Genomic DNA, 13,896 nt, shown 5'->3' with positions numbered 1-13,896 from the left:
ATTTTCTCGGGTCTTCGCGCGCGCGCGCATATTGGTCGCGGAATGCCCAATCACCCCCACCTTTAAGGGGTACGGAAATGCAGGGTTGCCCGCATCAACTTGCCCGCCCCCGGATTCTCTAAATCTCCTGCAGTTTACAGGCTTCGGAACGGCTCAGGCGTCGTCGGGATCGTATCCCCCAGGCGCACGGGTGGCAGCGATGCGCGCGGCACGCTCGACTAGAACCGGATCCAGCTCGATCGCGACCATGAGAACGCGAAATGCCGCCGAGGGCGAGAAGCGCGCTTGCTCTTGATCGCGGATGCTCGAGTGCGAAAGGCCGAAGCGTTCCGCGAATGCCTTTTGCGATAGGCGTAGGCGGCGGAAGCGTAGGCGCAGGAGGTCGCGAGCGTATCCGGTTTTGCCAAAGTCAGGGTCGAACGTCATCGGTCAGCGCCTCTCTGTTGATGGATGCCCAGCAGCGCTGCGGGGGCGCGCGATCGCGGCTTTCGAAGCGATCGGATAAGCTGGCGGCGAGAGCTATTGGCACTGTTGGCACTGTTGGCATGCGGCCATCAGCGCTCCCTCGCTCTTTTCCGAGATAGATAGATATAACCTTTTTTAGCCTACGCCGCGTGAGGGGGCTGGCGGGGGGATTGAGAGCGATAGACCCCGTGCCAATAGTGCCAATAGTGCCAATAGGTCCGATCATCGGCCGAAATCCCACAGCATCACGGGGACAACCACCGGCATACGCCCACGACATGGCCCGCCCCGCTCGAATATGTCCCAAGGCCGAACTTCGCCGGCCAGACAGATCCGCTCATCAAGCGCCACGATGCGCCGCCCGCGCAGCCACGCTGCCAGCCCCTCGAAATCCCAGCTATCGCGCTCGCCGACGCCGTAGAGGTCGGCAACTGTCCACCCCAGCGAAAGAGCGGTTGCGGCCCATCCTTCGCGTGCGATCCGCAGCGCGTCTTGAACCACCTCCCGCCAATTCGAGTCCGCGGAAAGCTTGGCCGGTGGCGATAAATTGGCGAGCCGCGAGAGGTTCCGGTGCAGATCAGCTTCGAGCCCGTACCGATCAACCGCGGGGGCCGCTTCCCCCTGCTCTGCCAGCGCCCTAGCGGCGACTTCGCGCCAGTTACCCACGGCGGGCTCCATGCACCGCAGGATTAACGAGATAGTCCTTACGGGGCTTGCCTGGCGTGCCTCCCTCGCGTTCCTGCAACGGTCGAAGCCACCCCGCTTCCGCTAGCGCCTCGGTGGCGGCGTCCACGTCCTGAGCCTGCTTAAGCGTCGCTATCCCGCTGGTCCGCCGAATATCGCGGGCGTTGATCCGCTGCGCACTCGTTTTGAGGATATAGCGGGCGAGCGCCGCGGCGTTCCGTTCTTCTTCTGGCAATGCCGCGTCGCCGAACACGCGCAGCGCGCTAGGCTTGGCGTAATCGTCCACAAACTTTAGGACCGCGGCGAGCGTGGCGACACTGATCGTATCGGGCTCGGCTCCTCCTTCGGACGCCCAAGCCATCAACTCAGCCACCAGCGCCAGACGTAGGACCATGCCGCGCAGCTTGCCCACGAATCCCTTGTACAGCGAGGATGCTTCGCGCACCGCCTCGTCGTTCTCCTGTACCCATTGTTCGAACACGTCGGCCGCGCTGGACGAGAGCAACAGAACGCGTGGTGCAATCTTGCCGCCGTCTGTTCGATCTGCCTCTAGTTGGTGCAAGCGCCGATAAAGCCGCTCGAGCTGGCTGGCATCTGCCACTTGCCGCGGGCGTCGATATTGGATTGGGTCGGGCCACACCCACAGGAAGCGCGGCACTAGGCCATCGTCCGCGGTCTTAAGCAGGCACTCGCGCAGCTTTTCGGGCTGGATACCGCCAAGCACCGTCACCCCATTAAACGGGATAAGGACAGGCCCCGCCTTATTCCCTTTGCGGTCAATGACATGCTCGCGCCCGCCATTGGCTTCTAGCCAAAACTCGCGACCCCCAGGCGAATAGCGCTCGAAGCTCATAAGCCACGCTGCCAGCTCGTCGCGAAGGTGAAGCACCCCGTTCGGATTCCCCGCCAGAATGTCGCCCATCGCTTCCGGCGTGGCATCTTGCACCACCAACCGCGGACGTTGCGGCTCGTCGGGTTCCTGTGCGGCATCCGGCATATGCGGCGTTGCGAGATTGTCCTTGGTCGCCGTCTTGACCTGAGCCTGCCATTCGGCCTTCTCTTGCCGCGCGCGTTCGGCCACGGTCTGCCAGCTAATCAGCCGCGTTTTGTGATGCTCGGCTAACTCGGTTTCCATTGCTCTTAAAGGGCCGGTGGCGGCGTCGATCGCGGGCGACTTGTTGGACGACGGATCACCCACAGGGGCAACCCAAAGCACACACGGTTCCTGCCACTGCGGCGTTGTCACATACGGCTGCACCCGTCGCTTAGCCCCGATCAAGGACGCACAGACCGCCAGCACGCCCACAGCGACGTAATCGACCGGAGAGCCCGCACCGGCTGCCAGATCGCTGATAAGCGGCCACAGCTTGCCGAACATCCCTTGAGGCATAACCGGGGGCGTGGTGCGGCCACCGGCTAGGATCGACATATCGGGGGCCTCCCAACTCGTCACCGGTTCGGCCGTGTCCATGCGGCTCTTGAATGCTGCGGCGTTCATGCGGCACGCTCCCGCACGATGCCGCGCAGTTCATCGTTCCAATCGGCAAAGGCTGGCGCCGGATACATTGCCCGAACCGACAACCCCCGACTTTCGAAGGCGTGCGTTGCCGCCGCCACGGCGATCCGGCCGGGCTCGTCACTGTCCCCGGCTAGAACGACCGAGCGGACAGCGGTGGGCAGGCTTAGGCGCGGCATCAAGTCTGCCCCGCACGCTACATAGACCAAGGCGTCGGGGAGCCCCTGCGCGAGCGTAAGGCCATTCTCGGGACCCTCGCAAACCACCACCTCGGCACAAGCTGCGCGCGACGCCATGCCGCTCGCCAGGAAGGCGGAACCGATGATTGCGCCATAGCTCAGCTTGGCCTTTGCCTTGGTGCCATCCTGCCGCGGGCGATCGTATTTGCGGCGCCCGCCGTCCGTCAGAAAGACGCATTGCACCCCGACAACCTCCCCGGTGGCGTCGTGGAGCGCGCAGGCCATCGCCGGATAGTCGCGCCCTACTTCGCCGGTCTCAGCGTCCCGCCAGCGCGGCGTCATCACAAAGCGCACGGTATCCGGAAGCGGCGCTACAATGCCCCTCGAGCGCGCATAGACTTCGGCCGGCGTGCCGATCGGATCGACCGAGCGCGCCCAAATCTCCCGCCCGATCGCAATGCGCTGCGCGATAATCGCCGCATCTTCGGCTTTCCGCTTGGCGCGTTCCTCGTCCGAGACGATCGGGAAAGCGTCACCAGTGAGGGCGCGATAGGCTTCCATGAATGACAGGCCATCTGCCCGCATCAGGAACGACATAGCGTCGCCGCCACCGCACCCGCCCCAGCAATGCCACGTCCCCTTGCCGTCGTTCACTTCGAAGCTTGGTGACTTCTCAGCATGGAAGGGACAGAGCCCGACCATTTCACGCGCTCCCCGGCGCTTAAGGGCGGTATGGCGCCCGACAATATCGGACAGATTGTGGCTTGCCTTGGCTTCATCGACCAAGCGGCGGAAGTCGTCGCCCGTCACACGGCTATCACGCCGGCGCGGTTGCTGTGCGGCACTCATTAGAATGCCTCCTGATCTGGGTTCGCGTCTCGAGCGGCGGCGGTGTGTACTTCTACGCCACAGGTCCCCCCGTACTGATCGCGGTTAAGGGCGTGGGCCGCGCCGATCGCTTCGATTGCGGTCGAAAACGGGCCGTCAAAGCTGCCCCAGCTATTGCCCGACGCACTTTCGTGGCCGATTTCAAAGCCGGTGGCGCGCTCGCCCATTACGTGAACGGTCCCGCAGTGGGCGCGACGGTTCGGCAGGAAAAGAATACGCGCGGTCATGCTGCGTTCTCCGCCGGTTCGTTCCGGCCAAAGAGAAAAGGGCGAAGGTGGGTCTCGTCCGAGTAGGACCAGAAAACCGGCAGGCGGTATTGCTGCCAAGCTTGCAGCGTGACGCCGTGCGCTTCATCGAACGGCACCGACTGGCATAGCCATTCGGGCTTCTTCCATTTGCCAAAGCGCCACTCACATACCGCCACGGCCCACGATCCACTTGACGCTTGCCGCATCACGATCGAGCGCCGAACGGCGAGGCGTGGAGCCTTGCCAGTCAGTGCCCGTTGATTGCGAGCGCGCCACCACGACGACGCCGGGAAAATCTGCGCTGTCATCGCAGGCCCTCCCATTCCGAAGGCCCGCTAAGGCCTAGGATCTCATCCAGCGTCGGGCGGCGGTTGAACGGCGCGCGCGCGGTGTAGGGCGCGACGTGTTGCACCTCGCACAAAGCGCGGCGCGGCTCCCCGTAGGCAGCGACCAGCACGGGAAGGCCTGTGACGTCAGCCACCGACAGCGCGCAAGACACAGCTTCCGCGTAATCGCAGACGCCCGAGCCCCGGCTTCCTATCGCGCCCTCTGGCAGTCCCAGGCCTTGCGGCGTGGTGTGCCACTGGTCGGGGTTGAGCTGCTCGACCACAAGCGCGCGGGCAATGCTCGGCTTGAGCATGGCAACGGCGCTCACGACGCACCGTCCGTCACGACCCAGACGATTGCGCTTTTGCCGTTGGCATTGCGCCTGCGTTGGCCGCTATCTGCGATCATGTGCTGCCGCCGAAGCTCAGACGTGCGCGGCTGTACCGTCCCGCGATCGATCCCGAGGCGTTCGGCTAATTCGTTCGTAGTGGCACCGTTCGCGCCCGCGTCCCGAACCGCGCAAAACACGGTACGTTGAAGCCGGCCGAGCGAGGCCGCGACAGTATCGGCGGCGGCGATCGACGTATCTACGCCGCGGTGTCCCGGCGCTTCCGGATAAATGGAGCTGTGCATATTCATGCGCCCTCCCCCTCAAGCCCATGCTTCCGCAGCAGGATCGCAAGCCAGTTCGCTTGCTTTTCCGACAGCGGGTTAGCGTCGAATGCGATGCCGCCAAGGAATTGACCTTCGCGAGGTTTGAGCGCGGCTCCCGACATAAGCAGAGCCATCGCTTGGCGTTGATGCTCAACCATGCTGCAGATCCCCCCAGGCGAGGGCCGCGAGCAAATGAGCGCGCTGCCCGACGATGCCGAGCAACCGAAGACGTTGCATCCGGAGAGCCGAGGCGCTATCTGCGTAATTGCTGTTGTTGATCAAATTCGTGGTAGCCCGTCCCTTTGCCGAGGGGCGGGTTGCTTCGTTATAGGGCCGAAGCGCGACCCGTGCTGTTGTTGCCACCGCCCTTCACGCTGCCGCTTTTTCGGAAGTCGAAGAAACGACGCGGTCGGCAATATATGCCTCGAGGTCGGCGATACGATAGCGCACCACGCGGCCCAGCTTCACGAAGCGCGGGCCATTCCCCTGAGTGCGCATCTTCTCGAGCGTATTCGGCTTTAGGCTAAGGTGCCGTGCGGCTTCCTCTGTATCGACGGTCAAAGCGTTCATTATCTGCCTCCACCATGCCGTCGCACAATTGCAACGCCACTTGAGGAAGCTTGAAGCAGGTTGGACCCCGCTAAATCTCTGACCGGAAATGCCCGGAAATAGCGATTAATTAGGCGACAGGTCGGGGCGCAGCTTTCTGACTTTTTCAGTTATGCGCCTGATCTTGGACGCATCTGCCATAGCCCCCCCCTCAATCTCACGAACGAGGGACGCGGTAGCCTTCCGGACGCGACTAGGACCGACGTAATCATGGCTATCGCAAAGGGCGATGACACGGGCGACAATCGCAGGATCTCCCGCATATTGATCGCTGCCGGAAGGGCGACCGCGGCCACGTTGCGTTAGTTCGCCTTCTTCGCTTGTGGGTGCGGCTTCCGGAACGTCTTTAGGAGCGGTGGCGACGGGACCGACCAGCGTCAGAACTTCCGCTCGCCCAACCATCGCCCCTTGTATTAGCGCATGGTACGGGATCGCCTCGCGCAGATCGGTCCAACGCAATTCGCCTGTCTCCCAGACGATAGAGAGGCCGCGTTGACCATTCGCCCGCAACATTTGCTCGCCGAGCTGCGCTCCAGCATCAGGCCAACGCAATTTCGTAAGGACACCCGTTCCTGCCGGCCGCTCGTAAGTCACAAGCTCCGCCGACACCGGCAATAGGTCTGTAAAAATGCGCCGCGCTAACTCGGTACGGGCCACAGCGTCGCTAAACCCGGCGCCCACCATCGTACGGACAGCTTCGGCTAGAGGCATAAATTGCGCAGCGTCAACCGCGCCAACAGGTGCAACCGGCCACAGCGACTTCACCACGGAAACGGGCGTCGTGCCGCTAAGTATGGAGTCCGCGTCAGGGGGCGGCGGGCGCCTACGCCGAGCGACAAAAAGCGGCTGCTTGCGATCGTCTGTCACGCGCGCTTGCCGATCGGCAGCACATTGGATCCGCCTAGCTCGCCCTCCACAACCGCCATGACGTGACGCGCCCAAGCTTCCAACGCGCTGCGTTTCTCAGCCTCATACCGGTACGTCTGGTACACCCCGACAATCCCCGCCCGCGTGCCGCTGACGTGGTTTATAACGGCCTCTGTAATCTCGGTGGCAAAGCCCAGGCGCTGGCATCCGGTGGCGAGCGTGCGGCGCAGATCGTGCAGCGTCCACGGCGCAACGGCCAATTTCTCAATCTCGGCTTCGCTTTGTCCAGCCTCCCGCGCTTCCTTTCGGATCAGCTCGAGAATGGTTGCATCAAGCCGCGCCTTGACCTTGGAAAATCCCGAAACGGCGGTTTCGCCCGTCGTCGTGAACAATAGACCCGCCTTGCTTTTGATGACGGGAAGGTCAGTCAGCGCCACCAGCGCCGAGGGGGCGAGCGGCACAAGGTTAGGATAGCCGTTCTTCGAGCGCTCCCCCGGCAGGAGCCATTGGCGCTTGTCTTTGTCCAGTTCGCCCCATGCCATGCCAGCAACCTCGTCGCGGCGCTGCCCGGTCAAGATCAGCAAGCGCACGATCGGGCCGAACGGCCAGCCGAGCCCGCCCGCAGCCATCCACACTAGCCGCAACTCTGCGTCGCTTAGCGTGCGCTCGCGCTTGCCAGCCTTCGAGGGGGGCTTGATCCCGAGCATAGGCGATCGGCTAGGCGGAAGGTGCCGGCGTTCCTTGTCGCACGCATAATTGAAGATGCTGCGCAGTGTTTTGTATGCCTTGAGCGCGGCAGAACGGCTGCGCTCCCCGATTTCATCCAGGCGCTCGGCAATGTCTGCGTCTGTGATCTCGGTAAGCGGCGTTTCGCCGAACGCGGGCTTGAGGTCCCGTGCAATGATGCCGTCGGTTTCCTTCCAGCTCCGGGGCTGCTCGATCTGGGCATATTTCTCAACATAGCGCGTCGCGAACGTCGAGAACCCCAGCCGCGCCGCGATATGCTGTTGGGCCGCATCCAGGGCCTTCGCAGTGCCAGCAGCCGCTAGCATGGCCCTATCGGCCTCCACGGGGTCAATCTTGCGGCGTATCTGCTCTAGCAGTTCCTCTGCCCGCTCCCGCGCCCGCTCGGCAGTCCAAGGCGAGCCGTGTTGTCCGATCGTGTAGCGGCGGGTTGGCGCCCCTCTACCGCCAATCCGGTATTGGACGAGATAGGAGCGCGCAGCCTTGTGCGTCACCATCACGCCAAAGCCCTTTAGCGTCTCGTCCCATAGGTACGATCGCGCGCCGATCACCGGCAGCGGGATTGCATCGACTGAGCGTTTTGTAATGCGTCCCGTAGCCATGCCTGGACAATAACCGGATAAGCACGCTCAATCAAGCCCCATACAGTTGGAGCATGTGTCAGGGAAACCAAGCCCCAGGCTTACCGGGCCTTAGCCCAAGCCGGGGTAGCTCAAAGGAAGCTCGGTGCAGGGGGTAGCTTAGAACTCCAAAACCGAAGGCCCTCGGTTCGAGTCCGAGCTCCCCTGCCAGCCACCGCGCGCACGAGATTAGCGAAGCTAATTCCGAGACGCGCAAGGCCGGCCGGCGGGTCGCTACAGCGACCCCGTCCGACGAGTCACCGGATTTACTCCGGTGACCGCCCCCGCCCCCCGCTTGATTTCGTACCGCACACGCGCTACGCCGCTATCATTCCGAAATTGGGAATTCTCGTCATCGGGCCTTGGCAGGTCCGGACGGCGGGCCCATGTCCGTTTCGGCTAAAAAGAACATGAGTGCACAGACCGTGGCGAAGACGACCCCCCTCGAATTCATCCGACAGGTCCAGGCCGAGACCAAGAAGGTCGTGTGGCCGACCCGGCGCGAGACGATCATGACCGGCGTGATGGTCGTCATCATGACGACGCTGCTCGGCCTGTTCTTCTTCATCGTCGACACCGGCTTCGAGGCGATCGTCCACCTGCTGCTCAGCCTCGCCAAATAATCTAGGTAAAAGACACATGGCACGCTGGTACATCATTCACGCGTATTCGGGTTTCGAGGGCAAGGTCCGCGATTCGATCATGGCCGAGGCGACCCGCATGGGCCTCGAGCAGCTCGTCGAGCAGATCGAAGTCCCGACCGAGACGATCACCGAGGCGCGCCGCGGCAAGAAGATCCTCGTCGAGCGCAAGTTCATGCCGGGCTATGTGCTCGCCAAGCTCAACATGAACGACGACGTCTATCACCTCGTCAAGAACACCCCGAAGGTCACCGGCTTCCTCGGGCCGAACGGCAAGCCGCAGGCGATCCCGGAATCGGAAGCTGCGCGGATGCTCAGCACCAAGGACGAAGCCGCCGCTGCTGCGCCCAAGCAGAAGGTCAAGGTCGACTTCGAGATCGGCGATTCGGTCAAGGTGCTCGACGGTCCGTTCGCAAGCTTCAACGGCATCGTCGAAGAGCTCGATTTCGATCGCAGCCGCGTCAAGGTGTCGGTGTCGATCTTCGGGCGTGCGACGCCGGTCGAGCTGGAATTCGAGCAGGTCGAACGTAGCAAGTCGTAAGTCGGAAGGCCGCACGCAGATAGCGCAAGCTATCTGCGAGACGGCCCCGACCGGCCGGCGGGTCGCGGCACGCGAACCCGTCCGACGCCAGACGCGGGATTTACTCCCGCGTCCCTGCCCCCAAGGCTCCCCCTATTCCCAAACTGTCACCCCGGGCTCGTTCCGGGGTCCACCGGGATACGCGCACCACGACCGCAGCACGCGCGGCACGGTAGGCCCCGGCACAAGGCCGGGGTGACGGTGGAGGGTAATTATGGGCCGAGACGCGCGACCCCGGCTCAATCCTCCAGCAAGTTCAAATGCAGATAGGCCGATTGAAAATCGGCCACTGAGCGCAGCCGCACCGCGTCGAGTATCACGATCGTCCGCGCGCGCCGCGCGATCAGCCCGTCCTGCTCGAGCAGCTTGAGCATCCGGTTGACGTGCACCGGGGTCAGCCCGAGCGCATCGCCGATCTGTTCCTGCGTCATTGGCAGCGTGTCGCTGTCGCCGCTTGCCGCATTGACCACTTCGAGCCGCACCGCGCATTCGCACAACAGATGCGCCAGCCGCATCTGCGCGTCGCGCCGTCCGATATTGGCGATCCATTCCCATGCAATCGACCCGTCGACCAGCGTGTCGAGCCAGAAGGCGTGCGCGATGGCGGGGTATCTTGCCGCGATATCAAGCAAGTCGACGCGCGGGATCCGCGCCATCGTGATCGCGGTCAGCGCCTGGACGCTGTGATCGGCGATCTTGAGCAGCGAGTTCTGCAGATCGACCGCGTCGCCCGGCACTTGCAGCGCGATGATCTGCCGCCCGCCGTCGCCGACGATCTTCTGGCGATAGGCGAAGCCCTCGAGCAGCACGCAGGTGAAGTCTGCGCGCTCACCCTGACGGACGAGATAGTGGCCCGGCTCGAGCGTCTTGACGGTGAAGGGCAGCCCCAGCAACGCCGCCTCGTCAGCAGCGTCGAACCGACTGCGTCGCTTCAGCTTGACCAGCAATCGCTGGAGGGTGTCTGTCATGGATCGTTCCCGGTCACGGCGGGAGCGCAAAACTCTCAGTCATCGGACGCCAAGAAGCTCGATGATCGCGCGTCATAACACAGATTGCGGCATCGGCGGCGTACAATTGTCGTGCCGCCACGTCCCGAGCGCGCGCTTCCGATTTGCCTCGGGCACCGCTTTCGGCTATGCGCGCCGCCTTCCCCGGCAGCATGCCAGAGAATCGCGGGAGGCGGAGCTATGGCCCCGCCGTCAGGACCGCTAAACTTGAAAGAGAGTGAGACCGCCACATGGCAAAAAAGATTACCGGCTATATCAAGCTGCAGGTTCCTGCAGGCAAGGCCAACCCCTCCCCGCCGATCGGCCCTGCGCTGGGTCAGCGCGGCGTCAACATCATGGAATTCTGCAAGGCGTTCAACGCATCGACCGGCGACCAGGAAGTCGGCACGCCGCTGCCGACCGTGATCACCGTCTATGCCGACCGTTCGTTCTCGTTCGAGACCAAGACGCCGCCGGCATCGTACCTCATCAAGAAGGCCGCCAACATCAAGTCGGGCTCGAAGGAGCCGGGCAAGGTTTCGGGTGGCAAGATCTCGCGCGCCCAGCTCGCCGACATCGCGACCGCGAAGATGAAGGATCTCAACGCCAACGATCTCGAAGCCGCGACGCGGATCATCGAAGGCAGCGCCCGCGCGATGGGCCTCGAAGTGGTGGAGGGCTGAGCTCATGGCATTCGTAAGCAAGAAGCAGAAGGCCATCACGCTCGATCGTGAGAAGCTCCACGGCATCGACGAAGCGATCGCCCTCGCCAAGTCGGGTGCGACCTCGAAGTTCGACGAGACGATCGAAGTCGCGCTCAACCTCGGCGTCGATCCGCGTCACGCCGACCAGATGGTCCGCGGTGTCGTCACGCTGCCCAAGGGCACCGGCAAGACCGTCCGCGTTGGCGTGTTCGCCAAGGGCGCGAAGGCCGACGAAGCCCGTGCCGCTGGCGCCGACGTCGTCGGTGCGGAAGACCTGATGGAGCTCGTCCAGGGCGGCACGATCGATTTCGATCGCTGCATCGCGACCCCGGACATGATGGGCATCGTCGGTCGTCTCGGTAAGATCCTGGGTCCCAAGGGCCTGATGCCGAACCCGAAGCTCGGCACGGTCACGATGAACGTCGCCGCTGCGGTCGAAGCTGCCAAGGGCGGCCAGATCGAATACCGCGTCGAGAAGGCCGGCATCATCCACTCGGGCATCGGCAAGGCGTCGTTCCCGGCGGAAGACCTGCGCGCGAACTTCGACGCACTGGTCGACGCGATCGTCAAGGCCAAGCCGACCGGCGCCAAGGGCAAGTATGTCAAGAAGGTCGCCGTCAGCTCGACGATGGGCGCCGGCATCAAGGTCGACATCGCCGAGGTTTCGGCGGCGTAAGCCTTCCGACTTTCGGTAAAGAATTGAGGGCCGGGGGAAACCCCGGCCCTTTTTTTATCTAAGCCCCCCGTGCAGGAGGAGGGACGCGCATGATTTCGAGCGCGATTTGCAATTCCCCGCCACCTGCCCTACATAGGCGTTGCTACAGTTCGCAAATCGACGGTCTAGGGCGCTTTGCGGCACCATCTTCCTTCTTTCTCTGCTGATTTCGGCAACCGCTGACGCGGCTCTTCGCGTCGGCCCCACAAGAAGGATCATGTTATGACCATCGGAACCGTAAAGTTTTTCAACGCAGACAAGGGCTATGGCTTCATCGCGCCTGAAGGCGGCGGTGAAGACGCGTTCGTGCACATCACGGCCGTCGAGCGCGCCGGCATGGCGACGCTCGATAAGGACCAGCGCGTCCAGTACGAGCTCGAGCAGGACAAGCGCGGCAAGATGTCGGCTGTGAACCTGCAGCACGCCTAATAGCGTCTGCTAAAAGAAAGGGCGGTCCGGTTCTCCGGGCCGCCCTTTTTTGTGCCTAGCGCAGCGCCGCCGTAACCGCCGCCTGGCAATCGAAGCGCTGCGGCGTCGACCCGCCCGCGCTCGGATCGATCTTGGTGATGCCGAGCGCCTGGCCAAGCGAGCGCCCGAGCACCTTGAACACGCCCCCGGCGCTCGGCTTGTCGCTCGCTCCGACACCGGCGACCGAGATGCTCGGCGCGCTCAGCGTGCCACCGACTTGGATCGGGTCGGCGATCCGCAACAACGCGCGGCTCTTGGTCGTACCCGCAAGCGTGAGCGCGATCCGTTCGCCGTCGAGCACGATCCGCCCCGTCCCGCGCCCGACCGAACTGCCCGTGTCGATCTCGAGCGGGCGCGGCACGAGCACACCGTTCGAACCGCGGAAGTCGGCGATCAGGCATTGCAGCGGGACGGTCTCGCTCGGCCCGCTGATCGCGTGCGCGACGGCGCCGCTCAGGCTTTGCCCGAGCACATCGGCGATCATCCGCTGGACATGCCCCTGCGTCGCGACGATCGCCGCCTTGCCGCTGCCGTGCGCAAGCGCCTCGCGCACCGTCTCGCCCTGCCCGCTGAGCACGATATGCCCGCGGACCTGTCCGCCGATCATGTCGGGCTTGCCGACGAGGCGCTCGAGCGTCAGCCCGGCGAGCCGCAGGTCGATCGCGAGCTTGGGCAAGCCGCTGCGATGATCGACGCGCACCGTGCCCGTCATCCGCCCGTTCGCGAGGGTCGCGACGACTTCGCTGACGGTCAGCATCCGATTGTCGAGGTTGAGCGTGCCCGACAGGCTTTCGAACACCGTGCCGCCCTTCGACAGCACATGATCGGCCGCGAAGCGGATCGTCCCGTCGGTCTTCCACAGCTTCGACAGGTCGATCCGCGTGGGCGGGATCACGCGCGGGCCGATCCGCGCGAGCCGGGCTGCGGCTTCGGCGCGCCCCTGGGTGTCGGCAAGATCGTCGAAATCGAATTGCAACGCGTGGATCCGCGCGTCGATCGCGGTGCGGATGCCGTATTTGTGGACGGTCGCACGCGCAGTGAGGCGCGAGCGGCCGATCGTGCCGGCGAGCCGGTCGATATACCAGTCGCGCGCGTCGTGGCGGATCGTGCCGGCGAGGTCGATCGGCTGCGTCCCGAACAGCCCCGCCTCGATCAGATAATCGAGGTTCTTGAGCGTCGGTGCCTGCGCACGCAGCGTCGCGCTGAAGTGGCGCGTGTCGAGCACGCCCCGCATCGTCCCCTGCGCCGCGAAATCGAGCGCCGACGAGGAAAGCTTCACCGCAAACGGGTATGGCGCGGTCGGGTCGATCCCGGCGATCCGACCGCCGCTCAGCGCGAGCGTCGCGGGGGTCTCGCGGAAGCTGCCCTTCGCCGAAAGCCGCAATCCGTGCGCCGCATCGACCGACAGCGGGCCTGCAACGACGAGCTGGCGCTTGGCATCGCGCAGCACGATCTGCGTGTTGGTGACGCTGAGGTCGGAAAGGCTCGGGCGGCTCGTTCCGCCTTGCTTTGGCTTGCTGCCGTCGGGCTCCCAGTTTGCGCGCCCGCTCGCGTCGCGGACCAGCGCGATCCGCGCGCCGTCGATCGCGATGCGATCGGGCCGGAACCGCCCGGTGAGAAGCGCCAGCACCGGCACGCGCACGCGCAGCGCCGACACGCGGACGAAATCGCCCTGCCCGGCCCAGGCCGGCTGCGCGATCCGCACATCGCGCAGCGCGACGACCGGCGTGTAGGAGAAGACACCGTCGCGCGTGACCGAGCCGACCGCGACCTTGGTGTGGAGCGCGGCAGACACGCGGTTCTCGACCACGCCGCGCAAGAGCCCGACTGGGAACGCGCCGAGCGCGAGCACGAGCACGCCGATCGCAGCAGCCAGGGCGGCGCCGATCGCGAGCGCCGGGCGGTGCCAGCCTTTGGCGGGTTGGATGGATGGCGGCAGGGGGTCTGAAGGTGTCGTCACGCGTCTGAAACCCAGACGCCGCCGGATTGTTGCACGCCCGA

The 13,896-nt window shown here is 64.3% G+C and carries 18 protein-coding genes; 5 read left to right on the top strand and 13 right to left on the bottom strand.

All coding sequences use genetic code 11. From position 1 onward, the window contains the following. Positions 1–153: 153 nt before the first annotated feature. The 11 genes from ACP7C5_RS01905 to ACP7C5_RS01855 all read right to left on the bottom strand — a co-directional run bounded on the left by ACP7C5_RS01905 (position 154) and on the right by ACP7C5_RS01855 (position 7,783). Complete coding sequence (locus tag ACP7C5_RS01905) at positions 154–426, bottom strand: helix-turn-helix domain-containing protein (protein WP_426262993.1); 273 nt, start codon at positions 424–426, stop codon at positions 154–156. A 261-nt stretch (positions 427–687) separates the two neighbouring features. After that, complete coding sequence (locus ACP7C5_RS01900) at positions 688–1,131, bottom strand: hypothetical protein (RefSeq protein WP_426262992.1); 444 nt, start codon at positions 1,129–1,131, stop codon at positions 688–690. Beyond that, on the bottom strand, positions 1,124–2,647 hold the full coding sequence (locus ACP7C5_RS01895) for a DUF3987 domain-containing protein (RefSeq protein WP_426262991.1): 1,524 nt from the start codon (positions 2,645–2,647) through the stop codon (positions 1,124–1,126). Before ACP7C5_RS01895 ends, ACP7C5_RS01900 begins: the two co-directional genes overlap by 8 nt. Beyond that, positions 2,644–3,693 carry a CHC2 zinc finger domain-containing protein gene (locus ACP7C5_RS01890; protein ID WP_426262990.1) on the bottom strand — a complete coding sequence of 350 codons (1,050 nt, stop codon included), beginning with the start codon at positions 3,691–3,693 and terminating at the stop codon, positions 2,644–2,646. The genes ACP7C5_RS01895 and ACP7C5_RS01890 overlap by 4 nt, the downstream gene beginning before the upstream one ends. Next, a complete protein-coding gene (locus ACP7C5_RS01885; protein WP_426262989.1) occupies positions 3,693–3,959 on the bottom strand; it encodes a hypothetical protein in 267 nt (88 codons plus the stop codon). Before ACP7C5_RS01885 ends, ACP7C5_RS01890 begins: the two co-directional genes overlap by 1 nt. Then, positions 3,956–4,288, bottom strand: a complete 333-nt coding sequence (locus ACP7C5_RS01880; protein ID WP_426262988.1) for a hypothetical protein — start codon at positions 4,286–4,288, stop codon at positions 3,956–3,958. Before ACP7C5_RS01880 ends, ACP7C5_RS01885 begins: the two co-directional genes overlap by 4 nt. Then, positions 4,285–4,635 carry a hypothetical protein gene (locus tag ACP7C5_RS01875; RefSeq protein ID WP_426262987.1) on the bottom strand — a complete coding sequence of 117 codons (351 nt, stop codon included), beginning with the start codon at positions 4,633–4,635 and terminating at the stop codon, positions 4,285–4,287. The genes ACP7C5_RS01880 and ACP7C5_RS01875 overlap by 4 nt, the downstream gene beginning before the upstream one ends. Continuing rightward, a complete protein-coding gene (locus ACP7C5_RS01870) occupies positions 4,632–4,946 on the bottom strand; it encodes a hypothetical protein (protein ID WP_426262986.1) in 315 nt (104 codons plus the stop codon). The genes ACP7C5_RS01875 and ACP7C5_RS01870 overlap by 4 nt, the downstream gene beginning before the upstream one ends. Continuing rightward, entirely contained in the window at positions 4,943–5,119 is a 177-nt protein-coding gene (locus ACP7C5_RS01865; protein WP_426262985.1) for a hypothetical protein, read from the bottom strand. The genes ACP7C5_RS01870 and ACP7C5_RS01865 overlap by 4 nt, the downstream gene beginning before the upstream one ends. 211 nt (positions 5,120–5,330) lie before the next feature. Then, the gene (locus tag ACP7C5_RS01860) at positions 5,331–5,531 is read right to left on the bottom strand and encodes a helix-turn-helix domain-containing protein (RefSeq protein WP_426262984.1); all 201 of its coding nucleotides are present in this window, start codon (positions 5,529–5,531) and stop codon (positions 5,331–5,333) included. 902 nt (positions 5,532–6,433) lie between these two features. Next, complete coding sequence (locus tag ACP7C5_RS01855) at positions 6,434–7,783, bottom strand: tyrosine-type recombinase/integrase (RefSeq protein ID WP_426262983.1); 1,350 nt, start codon at positions 7,781–7,783, stop codon at positions 6,434–6,436. 443 nt (positions 7,784–8,226) lie between these two features. Between ACP7C5_RS01855 and secE the strand changes: the two genes are divergently transcribed. Next, a complete protein-coding gene (secE, locus tag ACP7C5_RS01850) occupies positions 8,227–8,424 on the top strand; it encodes a preprotein translocase subunit SecE (protein WP_029625164.1) in 198 nt (65 codons plus the stop codon). Positions 8,425–8,440: 16 nt separating this feature from the next. Further along, positions 8,441–8,983 carry a transcription termination/antitermination protein NusG gene (gene nusG, locus ACP7C5_RS01845; RefSeq protein WP_010185156.1) on the top strand — a complete coding sequence of 181 codons (543 nt, stop codon included), beginning with the start codon at positions 8,441–8,443 and terminating at the stop codon, positions 8,981–8,983. Positions 8,984–9,261: 278 nt separating this feature from the next. On the opposite strand, the gene ACP7C5_RS01840 is transcribed toward nusG, so the two are convergent. Further along, a complete protein-coding gene (locus ACP7C5_RS01840) occupies positions 9,262–9,990 on the bottom strand; it encodes a Crp/Fnr family transcriptional regulator (RefSeq protein WP_133190048.1) in 729 nt (242 codons plus the stop codon). Positions 9,991–10,259: 269 nt separating this feature from the next. Here ACP7C5_RS01840 and rplK point away from each other — a divergent pair, with 269 nt between their 5' ends. The 3 genes from rplK (at position 10,260) to ACP7C5_RS01825 (ending at position 11,856) form a co-directional block, all read left to right on the top strand. After that, a complete protein-coding gene (rplK, locus tag ACP7C5_RS01835) occupies positions 10,260–10,691 on the top strand; it encodes a 50S ribosomal protein L11 (RefSeq protein ID WP_133190050.1) in 432 nt (143 codons plus the stop codon). Positions 10,692–10,695: 4 nt separating this feature from the next. Beyond that, complete coding sequence (gene rplA / locus ACP7C5_RS01830; protein ID WP_426262982.1) at positions 10,696–11,388, top strand: 50S ribosomal protein L1; 693 nt, start codon at positions 10,696–10,698, stop codon at positions 11,386–11,388. A 261-nt stretch (positions 11,389–11,649) separates the two neighbouring features. Further along, complete coding sequence (locus ACP7C5_RS01825) at positions 11,650–11,856, top strand: cold-shock protein (RefSeq protein ID WP_133190054.1); 207 nt, start codon at positions 11,650–11,652, stop codon at positions 11,854–11,856. Between the two features lie 55 nt (positions 11,857–11,911). Here the strand turns inward: ACP7C5_RS01825 and ACP7C5_RS01820 are convergent, their stop codons facing one another. Further along, positions 11,912–13,855 carry an AsmA family protein gene (locus ACP7C5_RS01820; protein WP_426262981.1) on the bottom strand — a complete coding sequence of 648 codons (1,944 nt, stop codon included), beginning with the start codon at positions 13,853–13,855 and terminating at the stop codon, positions 11,912–11,914. Between the last annotated feature and the right edge of the window lie 41 nt (positions 13,856–13,896).

The sequence above is a fragment of the Sphingomonas sp. PWP1-2 genome (assembly GCF_049898305.1).
Taxonomy (GTDB): Bacteria; Pseudomonadota; Alphaproteobacteria; order Sphingomonadales; family Sphingomonadaceae; genus Sphingomonas; species Sphingomonas glacialis.
The sequence above is the reverse complement of the archived record's forward strand: the minus strand, read 5'-3'. Positions and strand labels throughout refer to the sequence as shown.